The 17,423-nt window shown below is 36.7% G+C and carries 18 protein-coding genes; 3 read left to right on the top strand and 15 right to left on the bottom strand.

Going from position 1 to position 17,423, the window contains the following annotated elements; translation table 11 throughout:
* Positions 1-17: 17 nt before the first annotated feature.
* From AC0L7T_RS01970 to AC0L7T_RS01960, 3 genes are all read right to left on the bottom strand, one after another.
* Entirely contained in the window at positions 18-1,001 is a 984-nt protein-coding gene (locus AC0L7T_RS01970; protein ID WP_473340781.1) for an NADP-dependent oxidoreductase, read from the bottom strand.
* Positions 1,002-1,078: 77 nt separating this feature from the next.
* The gene (locus AC0L7T_RS01965) at positions 1,079-1,270 is read right to left on the bottom strand and encodes a hypothetical protein (RefSeq protein WP_473340779.1); all 192 of its coding nucleotides are present in this window, start codon (positions 1,268-1,270) and stop codon (positions 1,079-1,081) included.
* A gap of 536 nt (positions 1,271-1,806) precedes the next feature.
* Entirely contained in the window at positions 1,807-3,255 is a 1,449-nt protein-coding gene (locus tag AC0L7T_RS01960) for a S1 family peptidase (protein WP_473340778.1), read from the bottom strand.
* A gap of 941 nt (positions 3,256-4,196) precedes the next feature.
* On the opposite strand from AC0L7T_RS01960, the gene AC0L7T_RS01955 reads away from it, so the two are divergent.
* Complete coding sequence (locus AC0L7T_RS01955) at positions 4,197-4,808, top strand: DUF2202 domain-containing protein (RefSeq protein WP_473340776.1); 612 nt, start codon at positions 4,197-4,199, stop codon at positions 4,806-4,808.
* 193 nt (positions 4,809-5,001) lie between these two features.
* Here AC0L7T_RS01955 and AC0L7T_RS01950 read toward each other — a convergent pair whose 3' ends face one another.
* The 6 genes from AC0L7T_RS01950 to AC0L7T_RS01925 all read right to left on the bottom strand — a co-directional run bounded on the left by AC0L7T_RS01950 (position 5,002) and on the right by AC0L7T_RS01925 (position 11,023).
* Positions 5,002-5,295, bottom strand: coding sequence for an SRPBCC family protein (locus tag AC0L7T_RS01950; RefSeq protein WP_473340774.1), 294 nt, complete (start codon positions 5,293-5,295; stop codon positions 5,002-5,004).
* Between the two features lie 468 nt (positions 5,296-5,763).
* Positions 5,764-8,283 (bottom strand): cation-translocating P-type ATPase, encoded by a 2,520-nt coding sequence (locus AC0L7T_RS01945; protein WP_473340772.1) that lies wholly within the window; start codon positions 8,281-8,283, stop codon positions 5,764-5,766.
* Between the two features lie 324 nt (positions 8,284-8,607).
* Positions 8,608-9,567 (bottom strand): NAD-dependent epimerase/dehydratase family protein, encoded by a 960-nt coding sequence (locus AC0L7T_RS01940; RefSeq protein ID WP_473340771.1) that lies wholly within the window; start codon positions 9,565-9,567, stop codon positions 8,608-8,610.
* Positions 9,568-9,810: 243 nt separating this feature from the next.
* A complete protein-coding gene (locus AC0L7T_RS01935) occupies positions 9,811-10,107 on the bottom strand; it encodes a hypothetical protein (RefSeq protein ID WP_473340769.1) in 297 nt (98 codons plus the stop codon).
* 125 nt (positions 10,108-10,232) lie between these two features.
* Entirely contained in the window at positions 10,233-10,634 is a 402-nt protein-coding gene (locus tag AC0L7T_RS01930) for a hypothetical protein (RefSeq protein ID WP_473340768.1), read from the bottom strand.
* Complete coding sequence (locus AC0L7T_RS01925) at positions 10,631-11,023, bottom strand: hypothetical protein (RefSeq protein WP_473340766.1); 393 nt, start codon at positions 11,021-11,023, stop codon at positions 10,631-10,633. The genes AC0L7T_RS01930 and AC0L7T_RS01925 overlap by 4 nt, the downstream gene beginning before the upstream one ends.
* 314 nt (positions 11,024-11,337) lie before the next feature.
* Between AC0L7T_RS01925 and AC0L7T_RS01920 the strand changes: the two genes are divergently transcribed.
* Both AC0L7T_RS01920 and AC0L7T_RS01915 read left to right on the top strand, forming a co-directional pair.
* Entirely contained in the window at positions 11,338-12,120 is a 783-nt protein-coding gene (locus AC0L7T_RS01920) for a 3-keto-disaccharide hydrolase (protein ID WP_473340764.1), read from the top strand.
* Entirely contained in the window at positions 12,117-13,469 is a 1,353-nt protein-coding gene (locus AC0L7T_RS01915; RefSeq protein WP_473340763.1) for a Gfo/Idh/MocA family oxidoreductase, read from the top strand. Before AC0L7T_RS01920 ends, AC0L7T_RS01915 begins: the two co-directional genes overlap by 4 nt.
* A gap of 253 nt (positions 13,470-13,722) precedes the next feature.
* Here the strand turns inward: AC0L7T_RS01915 and AC0L7T_RS01910 are convergent, their stop codons facing one another.
* The 6 genes from AC0L7T_RS01910 to AC0L7T_RS01885 all read right to left on the bottom strand — a co-directional run bounded on the left by AC0L7T_RS01910 (position 13,723) and on the right by AC0L7T_RS01885 (position 17,292).
* On the bottom strand, positions 13,723-14,160 hold the full coding sequence (locus AC0L7T_RS01910; RefSeq protein WP_473340761.1) for a hypothetical protein: 438 nt from the start codon (positions 14,158-14,160) through the stop codon (positions 13,723-13,725).
* Positions 14,161-14,288: 128 nt separating this feature from the next.
* Entirely contained in the window at positions 14,289-14,822 is a 534-nt protein-coding gene (locus AC0L7T_RS01905) for a hypothetical protein (protein ID WP_473340759.1), read from the bottom strand.
* 181 nt (positions 14,823-15,003) lie between these two features.
* The gene (locus AC0L7T_RS01900; RefSeq protein ID WP_473340758.1) at positions 15,004-15,399 is read right to left on the bottom strand and encodes a hypothetical protein; all 396 of its coding nucleotides are present in this window, start codon (positions 15,397-15,399) and stop codon (positions 15,004-15,006) included.
* Entirely contained in the window at positions 15,383-16,138 is a 756-nt protein-coding gene (locus AC0L7T_RS01895) for a class I SAM-dependent methyltransferase (protein ID WP_473340756.1), read from the bottom strand. Before AC0L7T_RS01895 ends, AC0L7T_RS01900 begins: the two co-directional genes overlap by 17 nt.
* Positions 16,135-16,878: a DUF2071 domain-containing protein gene (locus AC0L7T_RS01890; RefSeq protein WP_473340755.1), complete on the bottom strand. Its 744-nt coding sequence runs from the start codon at positions 16,876-16,878 to the stop codon at positions 16,135-16,137. Before AC0L7T_RS01890 ends, AC0L7T_RS01895 begins: the two co-directional genes overlap by 4 nt.
* The gene (locus AC0L7T_RS01885; protein WP_473340753.1) at positions 16,879-17,292 is read right to left on the bottom strand and encodes a DoxX-like family protein; all 414 of its coding nucleotides are present in this window, start codon (positions 17,290-17,292) and stop codon (positions 16,879-16,881) included. It abuts the gene before it with no gap.
* Positions 17,293-17,423: the final 131 nt, after the last annotated feature.

The following is a 17,423-nucleotide window of genomic DNA, read 5'->3' as shown; positions in this document are numbered from 1 at the left end:
TCTCCGCAATCAACCATTTAGGACATCCTTATAATCACTTTCCCTTTTGCTCTTCCTGTCGCTAGATATAAATAGGCTTCAATGCTATCCTCGAAAGCATATACCTTATCGATTACAGGTTTGATTTTCCCATCTTTCACCATGGCTGAAATGGAATCCAGTTGCTTACCATTAGGCTGCATCCATGTAAGTTTATAGTTGGCTGACTTTTCATCAATCAGCTTGGAAAAATTTTCAGGCAATTTATAGCCTTTCATTCCCATCATTGCCGCCGTTTCCTCATCGGGGACACCCGCAATACTACTTACTTTGCCGCCTTGTTTTATCACCTTGAATGCATCTAGTGTGTAATCCCCACCTAGGGTATCAAAAACAAGATTCAGATCAGCCACTATGGACTTGTAATCTTCCTTTTTGTAGTCGATCACACGATCGGCGCCAAGCGCCTTCACCCAGTCTACATTATCGGTGCTGGTAGTTGTATACACATAGGCTCCCTTGGCCTTGGCATATTGAATAGCAAAACTGCCTACGCCTCCAGACCCTGCATGGATAAGAATTCTATCGTTTTGTTTCAGGCCAACACGTTCCAAAGCTTGTATAGCAGTAAGGCCGATTAAAGGCAAACTAGCCGCTTCCCCAAACGAAATGTTTTCGGGTTTTTTGGAAACCACTGTGCTGTCAACCGCAACATATTGTGCTACGGTTCCCATCTGATTTTGCGGAACGCGGGAATAGACTGCATCACCTACTTCCAAGCCCTTTACTTCTGCGCCTTTCTCGATAATTATACCACTTACATCAAAGCCAATGGTACTGGGGAAATTCAAGGGCACCATGTCCTTTAAGCCTCCACTGACCATTTTGTAATCAATAGGATTAAGCGATGCTGCTATGGTTTCAATAAGTATATCCGTAGCCTTGATTGTCGGTTTTGCGGTTTCGTTGATAGACAATCCATCTTTAAGTTCACCGTATTTTATTATTTGTAATGCTTTCATAATTCGTTTTAATCTAAAATTAATTGAAGCAGCGGAGCTTACCTCTGGCTGCTTGTGTTATTCATTTTGTCAATTACTCAGATTGAAGGATTGCTGTCCATATCCTGAGTCTTGTTAGAGAGTATCTTTATCCATTCACTCAGCATATCTTTCAACTGCAAAACATCAGACAATTGGACATTTTCAGTCAGTAGTTCGTTGAGAAGCTTTTCAGGAATAGGCCTGGCTTCACTTTTTAATTGCTTCCCTTTTTCGGTTAGTTGTACCACTACACTGCGTTCGTCTTCACTAGAGCGCCAGTAGAATGCGGAATAGGTTTGGTACTAGTGTTGTTTTTATAAAAGTCTTCAAAGAATTATTAATATCGCTTACGTTTATATCGTACACGATGCAAATATACAAAAATTAAGAAGAAGACCAAACTTTATCTTAATACACCGGGAAAACAACAGTTAAGCGCCAAATAGGTAACTGTGTCTACGCAGCAGAGAGCAAGGTATTCACCCCATACGTTCGGATTTAAAAAATGTGCAATACCTACAAAATTGCACAGGGCTAACCTAAAAATTGGGAAAATCGTTATAATCACTAACTATTTGGTTTTAAGATATGAAGAGAATACTACCTACAACGAAAACCTTTGACCTAAAGTTAAAACCCATGATAATTCACTTTTTCAACCTCCATAACAAAAGGGGAAAAACTATCCCCCTCCTAATTATCAAATTCAAGAAAATTCAAGATCTAAAGATTCAGACAAAACTGTTATCGACATATGAATACTAAATTATTAGGACGATTATTTTTATTCAATTTCATAAGTCTCAATTACCTTTCCATTTGAGTCAAATAAAAATCTTACTGTACTGTTTACGCTAAATTCTTTCTTTTTTCTCTCATTATAATATTTGTAGTTTGTGTTTAAATCATAGGTATAATCATTGATTTTATCAATTGACTTAATGTAATTTTTAGAATCAGAAACAAAACCCCATAAATATTCATACCGTTTTTTCAGATTTGAATAGGTAGGATTATTAATATCATAATATCTACTGACTTTTGGCGATAATAAAGAATAAATTTTATCAAAATCTCTCTCTTCTTCTGCTAGTAAAAAATCCTTTATTATATTCTCATAATTTATAGAAATAATATTACTTTCAGAGATTCCACTTTCAATTGAACCGCTATAATCTGATGTTACAATATTGGATTTATCATTGTATAGAGCTGTTAATGCAAGAGAGGGAATACCGAAACTAAAACCCTGAAAATCTCCAGTTTTTGCAAAATTTACGGCAATCAAATTTCCCCATTTATCAATAATGGGACTTCCGCTCGACCCAGGTAATGTTGGTATTGAATATAAAACCCTATTTTTATCTGGATCTTGAGTTATTGTTCCTTGAGTAAATTGAGATTTAATTCCATTATCAGTATTGGCTAAAGAAATCCCGTGATTAAAACCAATCATATATACATTATCATTAAGATTAGGGGCTTCAAAGACAACCTGATCCACTAAAGAAAATACATTCTCAATGTTCCCTGGTGTTCTTTTATCCTTAAGTTGAATGATTGCTAAATCAATTGCTTCTTCATTTGCCTTTTTAATGGCAACACATTCTCTAAAATCGTTAATTGATGTGACATGCGTATCATCAAATGCAATACCTAAAAAAACTCTTATTAATTCGGTCTTAGTATTTTTCGGGTTAAAATCTAAATCACCGAGTAATTTTTCGAGTTCTAAAATTTTATTCTCCTTAGATGAATAATTTTCTTTAATTTCAATTTTTCTGTCATATTTTAAAACATCATAATACTCATTATAAAAATCAGCAATTTTACTTTTCTCTAATCTATTTTTACTAATCTGTTTTTTTATTTCGTATTTATACTCAATTAAATACTCACTTATCCCTTCGCCAACTAGCGAATTCTTTTTATCAGGGTATACTACGTGTCTGTTTGTTGCCAACTCCCCAAAGTTAGAAATAAAAAAGCCTGTCCCATAACTTATTCCAGCATTTTCAATAGCCTCTTCCTCTTTATCAAAAAAAACAGGTTCATTATTCTGTATGACATAAAAGAACTCAAGCCCATTATCTAATGAGGTTTTGAAATAATACGAGTTTTGGATCAGTGCAACACTATTCCTGTATCTGTCGTATAATTCAGTTGGGTCAGGAGGACTACTTTTGCAACTATATATAAAAAGAATCAATGAAAACATTAATAATTGTTTCATAATTAATCGTTTTAAAATTCAACCATAGTTTCATTATAATATATTTCATCCATATATTATGGTATGTTGAAAGGTTTAAAATTAAATATTATTTCTTCTTAGTCTAATACTGAAAAAATTTAATATCTTTTCCATCTATCAGTCAGTGTAAGTACGGTACTTTTTATAAATTATATTTGATGAAACTGTTTATCTTGAGTAGGAAAAGAATTCCTTACTCCCCTCCTTTCTTAGAAGAATAGGTGACAGTTCCCTTTCTTACTGATCTTTTCATACAATCTATCTCATTACTTGACTATTCAACTGGGAAGTGTTGCAAGTCTTGGATATTGTAAAATACCTCATATAATCCATAAATGGGATTTCGTTGGGAAAATTCTCTGTTTTTTATGACAATACCTAATCAATTCTATACCTAATATATAAAACAATTTGGAAAAATTATAACCCAGTTATTTTTCAACAAAAAGTATTCACCCTATACGTTCGAATTTAAATAATATGTAATACCTACAAAATTGCTGAGGACTTACTTAAAAATTGGGGAAATCGGCTTGTGTATTTATCAAAAACCTTAAGCCCATTCAAATCTGAAGTTTGAAGCCTAGCAATAATTGGGTGCTTCAGAGGAAGCATTTTTCATCCTAACCATCCGGATACAAACAAAGCCTTGGCCTAGCACAATAACCCCCTAAAAATCTCAATGCATTAGAGGACAAACATTTATATAGCATATCACTTATGTTTCAATTTCTGCATTGGACTAGTTTAATCAATAAAAAAAAAAGAAAAGCATTATTTGAAATGATATTAATCCAATGTAATAAAGGTTACCAACTTTTATCAAATTATTTAGTCTATTTGGAATAGACAATTGTAAACGAGCCATGAAAACTATATATGTTGCGTTATTAGGAGTAATATTTACAACTGCATCTTGTGTGGACACTGTTAATCCGAATGTTCCAACGGAAAACAATCAGTTAATCACACAAATTGATGCGACACCAATGGAATCACTTAATGATGGTGAAAAGGAAGCCATCGTGTTTATGCGCGAGGAGGAGAAGTTAGCTCGTGACGTATACGACAATCTTTTTATTAAATGGAATTCAAATTCATTTGACAATATTTCTGCAAGTGAGCAAAGTCATATGGACGCAGTCCTCGCACTCATTAATAAATATGGATTAGTAGATCCTGCTGCCAATGACATACCTGGTAACTTCGTTAATCCAGACCTTCAAAATTTATACAATGAATTAATCGAAACGGGCGCTTTAAGTCTAGAGGATGCTTTTAAAGTCGGGGCAGCAATTGAAGAAATAGATATCTTGGACTTAATGACTGCCTTAGAAACGAATGTTGATAATGAAGACATCACATTGGTTTTTAATAATCTATTGAGAGGATCAAGAAATCACCTCAGATCGTTTGTTTTAAGTCTATCAAAATTAGGGATCACTTACTCCCCACAATACATGCCTCAAGAGGCATATGATGAAATTATTAATACAGAAATGGAACGGGGAAGCGGATTTTCAAAGGGCTAACACATGAAATTACAAAAAAGAAGGCTACCAATAATAGAGACGCATTTATTGATTTGATGTCAAGCTTTGTTAATATTCCCAGCGAAGATTTATCCTTAATGAAGGGGCCAATAGTTTCCTGCAAAAACATAAACCATGCCTCTTGTGTCTGGATCATTTTCTTTGCTTACAGCTTTTATTATTTTGATTCTACCTATTTTTTGAAGGTGTCGAGAATAGCTTGCCAACCCGCTCCCTGTTGTTCATAGGCATTTGTTCCTTCTGCTTCAAGACTTTCCAAAAGGTTGACTTCATCTCCTGAGACTATAAATCTAATTTCCTCTTTTCTACCATCAGACATCTTATAGGCAATTGATTCGTTTTCTTTCACTTGGCAATAGACACCAGAAAAATAAAACCCCATACTTCCATTTTTAGCTTCCATCCTCCAAATAAAAGGGGTCATTTGGTTGGAGGTCATTTGTTGCTGAAGGACAAATCCATTCATTAGAGGCAAAATTCCAATGTATTATATATTCGGGTTAAGTCCAGAATTCCCATACTTTTTCAATAGGTGCTGTAAGGGACGTTTTAACTGTAATGCAGAATTCCATGAAATTGTAAGCTCCTCCAGCCAAATACCCCCAGCACTTTCATCATCCGAAATATTTCCTGGCCACCAGGATCCGATAAAATGGTCTGACTGGACTTTATTAATTTATTTGGCTTAAATACCAAACAGCGATTTATTGGTTAAAGGACATACCAAGAAACGCTTTGGTCAAGGCATCATTTTTTGTCACTGTGAATGGTCACATTACATTGATAGCTATCGATTATTCACTGATGCTTAATACTTATCCCCTCTTAAGTAATGAGAATAGATAACAATTGCACCCTCATCACCAAACCGCTTCAAGTTAATACAGGACAAGCTGAGAACCTCCTTTTTACAGGTTAAAACACATGACAAATCTTAACTATCATCCCTTGACCTGTGATTGCTTTTTAACCTTGTTTTTAATTTTACCAACTCGTACCAGGTAACAGATACGAATCCTATACCAATACAAATTGCTAACTGAACAAAACCAAGGGGCTCAAATTGAAAGAAACTGGTTAAAGGAGCGACAAAGAGCAATAAAGCCGTAATGCCTACTGTGATGGAAATTATCAGTAAAACCAAATTGTTTTTGTACTTCAATGTGGTCAGGATGGAATAGTAAAAAGACCGGTTTACTAAGGTCAAAAAGACATTCGCCGTTATCAAAACAGTAAATACCATCGTCCTCGTCAGGGCTTCGTCATAGGACATATAGACCGAATATTGATAGACTGCCAAAGTTCCAACCGTAATGGCCAGCCCTTGAATGATGCTAGTGGTCAACTCATTCCAGTTGAAAAAAGTAGTGGTAAAGGATCGTGGTTTTGAAGACATGGTGTTTTTTTCCATGGGTTCATTCTCAAAAATGATGGAGCAGGTTGGCCCCATAATTAATTCTAGAAATATAATGTGCACTGGCGAAAGGATATTTGGGTAAATCCATCCTAAAGCAAGCGGTATGAAAACAGTCAGTATTATCGGAATATGGATTGAAATAACGTATTGAATGGCTTTTTTTAGGTTGGCATAGATTTTTCTACCCATGGCTACCGCATCAACCATTTTTGATAAATCATCATCCATCAATACAAGCGAAGCCGCTTGTTTGGCTATTTCTGTCCCTTTTTTTCCCATGGCAATGCCAATATGGGCGGCCTTCAAAGCAGGTCCATCATTTACACCATCCCCTGTCATGGCTACAATCTGACTTTTTGCTTTTAATGCATTGATAATTCTCAGTTTTGCATCAGGAAACATCCTTGTGAAAATATTGGTGTTCATAACACTTTCCTCCAGCTCTTTTTCTGACAACTTCATCAATTCATCACCGGTAATACTCTTTTCAAAGCCTTTAAATGCAACTTCCTCAGCAATGGCCTTGGTCGTTTCTGCATTGTCGCCAGTTATGATTTTGACTGAAATCCCAGCAGCGTAGAAGTCTTCGAAGACTTTGTTGATGTTCTTTTTCGGAGGATCATAAAAGGCAATTATACCTTTAAAGTTGAACTTAAACTCTTGCTGTGTCTTGGGGAAATCATTTCCTTCAAAATCACATTGACCAACTCCTAAAACCCTGTATCCTTGAAGGGTAATGGCTTCAATCGCATTTTCAATCTCCTTCTTTTGGGCAGTAGTCAGGTTAGAAACAGCCATCAATGCTTCCGGAGCACCTTTTGCTGCTATGATTCTTTTACCTGCACTATTTTCAAAAATATGGGTCATCATAGGTGGTTTCCCTCCCAATGGATACTCGTGTATAAGCTTAAAATACGGCCTTTCATCTTTGACATTCAAATCTTCATAAGCCTGATGCAACGATACTTCCATTGCATCAAATGGAATGGGTTCACTGCCCCACATCGCTATTCTTATCAAGGCTTTTTCATCCTCATTGGCTTCTTTAGGAGAGGCTATTCGCTGTGAGTTCAGCGAAAACACCTTTGCCAAACTCATTTTATTTTCGGTGATGGTTCCTGTTTTGTCTGTGCAGATTACGGTAGCACTCCCTAATGTTTCAACTGTTTTCATCTGCTTTACCACAATCCCCATTTTCATCAAACGCCAGGCTCCAATTGCCATAAATGAAGTAAAAGCCATTGGGATCTCTTCCGGTAAGATACTCATTGCCAAAGTCAGTGCTTTGAGTAAACTGTCTAGTAAATCGTAAGACCTAAAATAATTGAGTCCCCAAACCACCAAAAAAACAATTACGCCTACTATAACCATTGTCTTTACAAAATTGGTTATCTGCAACTCCAGCGGTGTTTTTTCTTCTTTTATACTTTCCAGGCTTTTGCCTATTTTACCTAATTTGGTTTCATTTCCTATTTGGGTAATGACTACAATCGCAAGACCACTAGCCACTGTTGTCCCTTTAAAAATCAGGTTATCGGCTTTGTCCTTGTCTTTGAAAACCGGCATAGACTCCCCTGTAAGGATGGATTCATTGACTGAAAAATCATTGGAATGAACAATGATACCATCAGCAGTAATGGAAGTTCCCTCCTCGACTATTAAGCTATCACCAACGACCAGGTCTTCGCTTTTAATCTCTTCCACGAGGCCATTTCTAATCACTTTGCAATTGGGTTGTGAAAGCTTTTTTAGCTTTTGTAAGGCGTCCCTGCTTCTTGAATCCTGGTACAAGGAAATAATGGAAACAAGAATGATGGCGGAAGCAAGAAAAATAGCATCACCCGTTTTTCCACTAATAAAATAAATAAGGGCTGCCGCAAACAACAGAATAACCATTGGCTCTTTTGCCAATTTTTTTATAGCATCTAAGACATTGTTTTCCTGCTTATAGTCCAGGGTGTTTTTACCAAGTTTCTCCCTTGAACGGATTACCTGATCATTGGTCAATCCTTTAATATTAAAATTTTTTGCTTCCATTGATAAATTTTGATTTAGAAGAGGAGCCTGTCTTATAATATGCTGCCTTACGTTTGTTTTCAATTTTCAACTTACTTGATCTAGTCCCAGGCATCTTCAAATCAGCTTGTATCAATTTTGTGATTAAGCCCTATTCACAAACCACCATTTACAGCATTTTTACTTCTAGAAGCAGTGCATTCAACACCGTTCATAAGCTGCCCCCCTGTCCAAAACCTTTATAACAATTAAAAAGGAAACTATTAGCTCCCACTATTAATGCTTCCAGAATAGCATGCCTAAAATCCCGGAAATCGGGACCACAATAATCCAAAGCTATAATGCTTAGCCATTGGTCTGCATTCCTTCCTTCTCGAAATAATGGGCTACTGCCTCCTGAACAGCCTCCAGGGAACTGTATTTTGGTTGGTAATGGATTAACTCCTTTGCTTTAGCGATACTCCCACAAGGGCTGTGAGCGATATGGTCATAGGTCAATTCCTTATCTGTAGTATTAACAGTCTTCTGCCATTCTTCCCAGGGGAGAAATTTCAATTTTGGTTCCTGTTTAAACGTTCTTGCCATCGCTTCAGCATAGCCTCTCAAAGTGAGTGCTTGTTCAGAAACGACGTGAAAACTTTCACCGATGGCATTTTCTCTGTTTTCAATGGCCTTGATAAAAGCTTGTGCAACATCATCCGCATGCACATGGTGCACTGTTTCCATCCCAAAATTTGGCAATACAATTTCTTCTCCTTTGGCCAGTCGAACAAAGGTTTCCGGATTGAAATTTCCAGTAGGATTCACCGGTAGCCAGCCAGGCCCCACAATATGACCAGGGTGTAAAATGGTAACTGGGAAACCACTTTCTTGGTGATAGGTATGTAGATAAGCTTCAATATTTGCCTTATCTATTCCATAATCTCCAAAAGGTTTTCGCTTTTGGCTTTCTGTGGTGGGTACTTGTTCAGTATAGCCATGCACCCACATGCTTCCACAATGCAGGAAGTGTTTTATTTTGCCATTTAGCGCTTCTGAAAGTTTACGGGCACTTTCAGGCGTGAAACAAATTAAGTCTATCACAACATCTGCCTTGAGCGCTACAATTTGAGAACAAAAATCTCCATTTTCTTCCGCTTTTAACCGATCAATGGTAACATGTTCCACAGATTTCCAAGCCTCATTATTACTATAAGGATTGGCTTGTTGCCGACTTACGCATACTACATTATGCCCTGCCTCAACTAGGCGTGGAACCAAATAGGTCCCAATATGACCTGTACCACCTATAATTATTACTTTCATTCTATATTTATTCAATTAATTGTTAAGGATAATAATATACGGACTGGGTATTGGTTAGTACTAGCCTTGCCAGCAACTCAAAGCCATACTATTGTTATTTTAAATTATAATAAATTTACAATTTGCGGTGGACTTTCCAACTACTTCAAAAATCGCATTGCCTGAATAGCTAACAGCGCATGCCCTAAACAGCAATTGAATGGGATTACTAAGAATAAAGACTTTACCAGCCATCTTTAACGCTTACTGGCTATGAGGGCTTACTTTTATTAATTTATCAAATAATTCAGATTTGGTAATGTATTTTTCCCCATTTGAATAGCCACCTGTAGACGCTACTATTATCAATCCAAAATATTCTAAAAACCTATCAAAAGTGCGCAATGAATAACAGCTTTGAGCTTGCTTTTCTTGTGTCTCAAATCTTGAAGGAGCCTCTTGTTCGAGTACATCAGGGAATGCCTTAAAATATTTAATCGCACTATTGTCGTTTTCATTAATTGATTTTGAAATATCTTCTTGAAGGTCTTTTAAATTCATATTACTTGAATCATTGCTGCATGTCTTCTTTAAGCTCCCTATGTCTAAAGATACAAAATTTCTATTTCAAGAATAATGGCTTTTACCACCCCCATTGCTATTTCTATTTAATCGAACTATTAAAGTTATTTGTATTGCGGCCATACCCTATAAGCCAGCAGGCCTCCTGTTAGCAATAATAAAATCTGTAGAAACAAACTTGGCACTGTTTCAAGGGATCTCCCAATGACGAAGAGCAAAAGCACTATTGAGAAAAAAGCAAGCATTCCGGTAACTTCCTTTTTGATATCACCGGTCTTTCTGTTGTAAAAAATCTTGGCCATCAATCCTCCATAAAGAAAGGTAAACCAAATCAAACGATGTCTTAAGGTTTTGACCACCAGACTAAAAGTAGGATAATCTTTTCCTTCCATAGTCACCAACACAATATCGACAAGCACCATCAAGGCCAGCATTGAAGCCACAATAATTTTGATGGTTCGAATTTCAGACAAATGCCTTTTTAAAAACCTTTTAAATTTGCTCATGGCTTTATCAGATAATTCATGGACCAAAAAAAGTGTCCAAATAAGACACCCGCTATTAAAATAGCTGTTAAGAAGGTTTTGGTTTTTTTAAAGGGTATTTTAAACCCTATTAGAACCATGATTATCGTCAGGCCAAAGATTATTAAAACCGGAAACATGCCATTTGAAAATTTAAAGGCATCATTCGAGGTACCCAAAAACAGGTGCCCGCCAATCGCGCCCAAGGCAAAGGGAATAAAGAAAGACCTGCCTTTTGACCACTCAAGTAACAATACATTGGAAGTGTCATTGTCAACATCATTGAGAAGCAGCAGGATTTCAATGATAAAGTAAGCCACAGCCAAACCAATCATAATACTTACAACCACTGTATACTCGGTACCTTCCATATCCATTAAGAAAAATCACATCAATTTAAACGATTTTCAGGCAAAATGAAATAGAAATACAATTTATTTTAACCAAATAAGATATGGCTACAATAGGTTAATAGAAGCAGTATAGCTGTTTACTTTTGGTTTTAACCGACATCTTCTCTTTCATGTTAAGACCAAGGTCTTCCTCCACTTTTTCAACCCGAAAAAATACCTTATATAAAGGAAGGAAGGGCGTTTAAAAGAGAATCACCTGCTCAGGGTCTTCAATTCTTGCTGAAGCAGACAATTCGGATTATATTTATGCCTGAAAAATTTAAGTCTACAATATGAAACAATTCATTTATTCCCTGGTGGCTTTGATAGCCTTCAATGCTTGCGAAAGCAAAAAAACAACCGAAAGCGAAAGTAAAGAGCAAGAAGAAGACTGGATAGTCCTTTTTGATGGTACTACTACAGACGGCTGGCGAGCCTACAACGGCGATGAACTCCCTCCCGGCTGGGTAATAAAAGACGGGGAATTAACCTATGATACCGAAATGGGTTTAGAACAAGATTACACGGGTGGAAAAGACATTATTTATGGTGCGGAAGAGTTTGAAAACTTTGAATTGTACTTAGAATGGAAATTACCTAAAGGTGGTAACAGTGGCATATTCTATCACATACCTGAAGTAAAAGAAAGTTCTGGACCTTCAGGATTGGCACCGGAATATCAACTTATTGATGACGAAAATTATGCTTCCATACATGATTTGACTTCCTATAATAAAAAAATGGGAGAAACCGAAAATTTGGACCAACTGCAAGATTGGCAAAAAACTGCCTCTGATTATGCAATGTATCCTGCCGATCAATCACAAGTAGATTTAAATCCTGTCGGTGAATGGAACAGCTCCAAAATAGTTTATACAACTGAAAAAGTAGAATATTGGCTTAACGGAAAGGTTGTGGTTTCCTTTGTCCCTGGGTCAGAAGATTGGGAAACAAGGAAAAACTCTGGAAAATGGAGCGACGCACCTGATTACGCAAAAGCCAAAAAAGGATACATTGGCCTTCAGGATCACGCAAGTCCGATATGGTTTAGAAATATTAAAATCAAAAAATTATGAATCAGAAAATAATTAATAGAAGAGATTTATTGAAAGGCGGAGCTACCGTGGCTATCGCCTCTATGCTCCCTTCATGGGCATGGGCTACGAGTAAAAATGGTCGCCTAAGAACTGCACACGTGGGTTTAGGTGGCATGGGTAAAGCCGACTTGGATGCAATTTCTTCTCACGAGAAAGTAGATGTTGTAGCACTTTGCGACGTTGACGCAAACATGCTGGCACCGTTAAAAAAGGAATTCCCTAAGGCCAAACTCTATTCAGATTACAGGACAATGATGGAAGAAATGGCGGACGATATCGATGCCGTGGTTGTTTCTACTCCTGATCATACCCACGCACCAGCTTCCATGTTGGCAATGGACCATGGTAAGGCTGTTTACTGTCAAAAACCGCTTACCCATCATGTGTCTGAGGCGAGAGCCATGAATAAAAAGGCAGCAGAAAAGAAATTGGTAACCCAAATGGGCATCCAGGTGCACTCTTTTTATGACTACAAATTGGCTACGCTACTGATACAATCAGGTATCATTGGTAAAGTAAAAGAAGTAAGGGCCTGGTCTCCTAAAAACTGGGGAACTGACGATCCCAAGCCACAAGGAGCTGACCCAGTACCAGAAGGTCTTGATTGGAACCTATGGCTAGGTACTGCAGCGGATAGGCCTTATAAAGAAGGGCTATATCACCCTGGAAACTGGCGTAAAGTACTGGACTTTGGTTGCGGTACCTTAGGCGATATGGGTGTTCATATTTTTGACACGCCTTACAATGCTTTGGCGCTGGATGTACCAAAGACCATTAAAAACGAGTGCAGAAAGCCTACAGGTTTTGGCTTCCCCGAAGAGAATACAGTAACCTACGAATTCCCAGGAACGAAGTACACCACCAAAAATTTTAAATGGGTATGGTATGACGGCGTAAACGCACCAGGAAAAGATAAAAACCTTATACTCCCCAATAATGAGGAGCTTCCAGACCAGGGAGCCATGTTTGTGGGTGAAAAAGGCAATTTATTATTGCCGCACTTTATGCAATTACCAAAACACATTGTAGATGGAAAGTATAAAGAACTAGACCTCAGCAAACTCAAGAAGTCAGGAAAAATAGGTGAAGTAATCAGGGATTATGATGTAGAAGGCAAACGCCACTACCACCAATTCGTAGATGCTTGTTTAGGAAAAGACGAATGTTCTGCTCCTTTCTCCTACGCTTCCAGATTAACGGAAACGATACTATTGGGCGTAATAGCAGGAAGGTTCCCAAATAAAACCTTGCACTGGGACAATGCCACAGCACGTTTTGAAGAAGACGAAGCCAACCAATTCCTGGATGGCACCTATAGAGCATTTTAATAATTGCTGAAAAGCGGTTAAAGTAATAAATTAATTAAAGCCGTTCAGGAAAAATGGGCTAACGCTCAGTTTTCCTGAACGGCTTTTTTATAACACCGGACTAATTTTGACTAAGCGCTGAAAAGGCCTCAAATATTAACATCACTGCTCAATAATTACCCAGTCCTTGACTGGGCCCTGAGCATGGTCCCTGAGCCTGTCGAAGGGTCATTGAGTTGAACTCTACCCATATTTTTTTTAGGTTTTGTTGTAGTTATTTTTTCCTTTTTATTGTCCAAATTCTCGAGCTCAATTTTGATATTTCGAATTGTGATTCATATATGCTCATAATGAACGAGTCATTCTGAGTCCATTTGTCTAATTTGACATTTGAAACTTCACCAATTATACCAAATTCATAGAAAACTTCCATGTCTAACTTTTTTCTCCATGCTAGTTTTTTCGAGCCGACTTCCATCCCATAAATCACCTTTTCAAGGTAGACTTGGTCGTAAATTTCATCTGTTGTCAGTATAAAGCGATAGGCAAAGTCATATTCTTCATCTTCATCGTAAAAGTATTGACTTTCCTGAAGGTAAGTCAATTCGAGATAGATGTCCTTGGTCGTTAGTTCAGGTTGAGTATTTAATGACTGTGTCCAAGCATTCGTAGCAACGGATAACACAATCAGAAATAAGAGAATTCTTTTCATTTGGTTAATTTACCATAACATCTGTATATCCCCATATTAATCTTAATTCCCAGTACTCTGAGTGGTCCCTGAGCCTGTCGAAGGATGGCGAAGGCCCAGCCGTCAGAAAGATTGGTTATTGTAGGGCGTTATTCTATATTATATATTTGTTTTGCTATTATGGAGTCAATATTTTGTGCTATCCATGAGCGTCGTTGAGTAATTGAATATTTATTCAATAGAGAGTCAAATCTATTATTCCGAATTATCGATTCTCCTAATAATGAGTAATACAGGAACTCCTCATTATTTGTCAGTATTAGAGTTTCTAGCTCATAGGCACACCTGTCTTTTACTAGATTAAATATATGCAATGCTTTAGTCTTTTGACCAAGATTAAAATTGATAAATCCAAGCTTTAACAGTAAGTCAGTTCTTGACGTGTCTTTTTTATAAAGCTTTAAGGTATAGGCATGTAATTTTTCATAGTCTTTTTTGAGGGTCAAAAATGAAATTGAGTCAAGTTCAGCAAAGTGTTTATCTCTTCTTTGAGCATTAGCTTCAATTTCTTTATATTTCTTTTCCCATTTGAGTCTACTTTTAAAATAATATCCAATGTCATAAATTCTGTATAATGCGAATGCTCCAATCAATACAAGTAATATAATAGCAATCTTTTTCATGTTATTTTAATGTCCTTTAAGGTTCAAGGCGTTACGATGTCGGGGTTTATTGGGACTTTATTTCATTCGGTGAACTGAACTTCCTCCTTGCACAAAAGTGCATGGGAAGCACATCAGCCCCGCTATCGAAAACCCTTTGTATCGGCTTTTCTTCAATCGCCTGTCATGTTTGTCGGTAGTGTCATAATGTATATGCAAAAATGAAGATTCCAGTAACATAAGTCCAAAAAATTGAAAACAAAACATGAACTGTCGTTTCCAATGCTTTCCCTTTCCAAGTTTTTGATGAGAAACCAAAAAACTGGACGAGAAGTCTCAATAAAAAGAATATCCCAAGACCTAAAGAAACTCGTTTACCAAAAGTTGTGCTGATTAAGCCTGTCGCTGATGTCAGGCATAAAAGTCCTACAAGAAATAATGTTAATGCTATAAAGAAAGTATGAATATAAATCATTTCTCTATTCACTATACTTAAAGAACTGAGTTCTTGTTTCCAATTGAATTTTCTTGGAAAGATTGCGTGAACTAAGCCCAACCCAATTAAACAAAAGCCTATTATTTTAAGATGCAGTTCCATTTTTGTCAAGTATAAAAGTCGTAATAAATGGTGTAATTTTTATTTCACTTGCAACACTAAGTCCTGCACTCTCAAATGTGTTGAGCCAAGTAGTCCTGGAATGAAAGTGAAAGAACCCAATGTTGTAGGCTAAAAAATTTGTTGTGTCCCGTAAATGTTCCGTTACAATTATTTGCCCAGTCGCTGTTAATACTCTGCGAAGTTCTCTGAAAAAAGAGTTTCTTTCCTCATGGTTACGTATTTCATGTGCTGATAATATTGCAAATATTTTGTCGGTTGAATTGTCTTGTAAAGGCAAATGATTTGTTTTTACTTTTTGAGTATTGGGAAACAGGGGGTAAGCTTTTCTTGCTCTTTTTATTGAAACCTCTGAGTGTTTTGCAGGGTTGTAGAAGTCAAACACCACTAATTCTGAATTGGAAAACTTGTTTTTAAGTAGGTAGCTTGTTTCATCAAAGCCAGCATTGATGTTTACGATTTTTCCGTTGCTGTTGAGTAGAAGATTGTCTAACCATGAAAATTTATAAAGATTAGAGAAGTCGTAGATGTAACAAGAAATTATTAATGAAATTACAGTTGAGCCAATAATTCCAACCACCAAAACATCAGATACTGCACGAAGTACCGTATTTAAATTGTTGCGGAGCAAAAAGAGAACAACAGTTGAGACGATTGCTATAGCATAGAATTGCCAATTAAAACGAATGATGTTCCAAACTCCTTGAAATGGTTTTCTCATTTTATCCATAGTTCAATTTTACCCTTTTTCCAGTAGTAAGGAATGTTTTTAATGATGAAAGCATTTGCCAGTTTAGCATCGGTCAGTTTCATCTTGTCTATGAATGAAAAGTTATAATCAATAACCTTTACAGGCCTTGGCTTCCAGTTTTCTCTAACGCCTTCAATGATTAAAACTTCTTTGTCGGCTTGGTTGTAAGTAAATGTAAATGGCAATGGTCCTGAAAATCTTCTTGCTTCTTTCCAGTCGGAAAATGGGGAACCAGTCGGCAAAGAAATGTTTTCGTTGTATGAATTGTCAATTAGTATTTTGAAGTCTGATTGTTTTGAATTAATTTCTGTTGTTCCGTTTTGTATGTGTTGATTGATGTCGGTTGTTGTGTAGTTATAGTGAGTGAAAATATTACCTAAAAACCCCATTCTTTTTTTATCTGTTTCTGTTTTTATAATATACAAACCTCTTAAACTTTTTCCTTCGTTGTTTGTAAATCGCACAAACACACGATAACCAATTAAGAAAAAGTCGTTGCCTAACACTTTTGGAAAACCTTTTGGTCGTAATGCCTGTGTCTGAACCATAGCAACTGCAATGAAAGCCCACTTGTCGTTGAAAGTGTCTAACTGTAAACACTCTGGTATTAGATATTGAATTTCCTCCTTTGGAATTGCAAAAGTGAAAACAAGCGAATTTTCAAAAAACGCTTCAACTGCAAAAGGATGCTCTTTTAAAAATGAAAGCATCTAAGACTTTTTATTAAGGTGAAATTCATTGTAGTAAATTAAAAAAATAAACAGAAAGGCGAAAATTGAATTTGCTTTACCCCACATTAGCAAGTCAGGAACAAGCACAAACTCCAAAATATTCATTGTCGCAATGACAAGAATTTGTATTACAGCATTAAGGCGTGTACACAAACCGCTTAAAATCCATATTGCCATACCAATTTCTGAAAGTCCGATTAGAATTGTCAAAGGTCGTGAGTAGTCGTCCCCTAAAATTTGTCCAACAATTTGTTGATGTCGAGGCACCATGTTAAGCACCTTACAGAAAAGTCCGTTGGCAATCCAAACAGTCGCTATAAAGTAGTTTAAAAATCTGTGTCTTGTCATGTCAGTTGGGTTAGGCGCTGTCGCCGGTAAAATAGTCGCTAACATCCGTATATAACCCTATTTCACCTCCAATTTGCGTATATACAGACTATCTGCCTAATAATCTCCTCTGTCAAATTAAGCATTTAGCATAAGAAAACCAGTCCTGCCATTACTTTTTCAATCTATTTCAACGT

The sequence above is a fragment of the Cyclobacterium sp. 10D3-21 genome (genome assembly GCF_055809755.1).
Note: the sequence above shows the minus strand (reverse complement) of the source record. Positions and strands in the feature narration are given on the sequence as shown.

Bases quoted from the DNA above. Each gene is read 5' to 3' on its own strand.
- AC0L7T_RS01970 (WP_473340781.1), bottom strand. From the start codon at position 1,001: ATGAAAGCATTACAAATAATAAAATACGGTGAACTTAAAGATGGATTG.
- AC0L7T_RS01960 (WP_473340778.1), bottom strand. From the start codon at position 3,255: ATGAAACAATTATTAATGTTTTCATTGATTCTTTTTATATATAGTTGC.
- AC0L7T_RS01950 (WP_473340774.1), bottom strand. From the start codon at position 5,295: ATGAATGGATTTGTCCTTCAGCAACAAATGACCTCCAACCAAATGACC.
- AC0L7T_RS01945 (WP_473340772.1), bottom strand. From the start codon at position 8,283: ATGGAAGCAAAAAATTTTAATATTAAAGGATTGACCAATGATCAGGTA.
- AC0L7T_RS01940 (WP_473340771.1), bottom strand. From the start codon at position 9,567: ATGAAAGTAATAATTATAGGTGGTACAGGTCATATTGGGACCTATTTG.
- AC0L7T_RS01935 (WP_473340769.1), bottom strand. From the start codon at position 10,107: ATGAATTTAAAAGACCTTCAAGAAGATATTTCAAAATCAATTAATGAA.
- AC0L7T_RS01930 (WP_473340768.1), bottom strand. From the start codon at position 10,634: ATGAGCAAATTTAAAAGGTTTTTAAAAAGGCATTTGTCTGAAATTCGA.
- AC0L7T_RS01925 (WP_473340766.1), bottom strand. From the start codon at position 11,023: ATGGAAGGTACCGAGTATACAGTGGTTGTAAGTATTATGATTGGTTTG.
- AC0L7T_RS01920 (WP_473340764.1), top strand. From the start codon at position 11,338: ATGAAACAATTCATTTATTCCCTGGTGGCTTTGATAGCCTTCAATGCT.
- AC0L7T_RS01915 (WP_473340763.1), top strand. From the start codon at position 12,117: ATGAATCAGAAAATAATTAATAGAAGAGATTTATTGAAAGGCGGAGCT.
- AC0L7T_RS01910 (WP_473340761.1), bottom strand. From the start codon at position 14,160: ATGAAAAGAATTCTCTTATTTCTGATTGTGTTATCCGTTGCTACGAAT.
- AC0L7T_RS01905 (WP_473340759.1), bottom strand. From the start codon at position 14,822: ATGAAAAAGATTGCTATTATATTACTTGTATTGATTGGAGCATTCGCA.
- AC0L7T_RS01900 (WP_473340758.1), bottom strand. From the start codon at position 15,399: ATGGAACTGCATCTTAAAATAATAGGCTTTTGTTTAATTGGGTTGGGC.
- AC0L7T_RS01895 (WP_473340756.1), bottom strand. From the start codon at position 16,138: ATGAGAAAACCATTTCAAGGAGTTTGGAACATCATTCGTTTTAATTGG.
- AC0L7T_RS01890 (WP_473340755.1), bottom strand. From the start codon at position 16,878: ATGCTTTCATTTTTAAAAGAGCATCCTTTTGCAGTTGAAGCGTTTTTT.
- AC0L7T_RS01885 (WP_473340753.1), bottom strand. From the start codon at position 17,292: ATGTTAGCGACTATTTTACCGGCGACAGCGCCTAACCCAACTGACATG.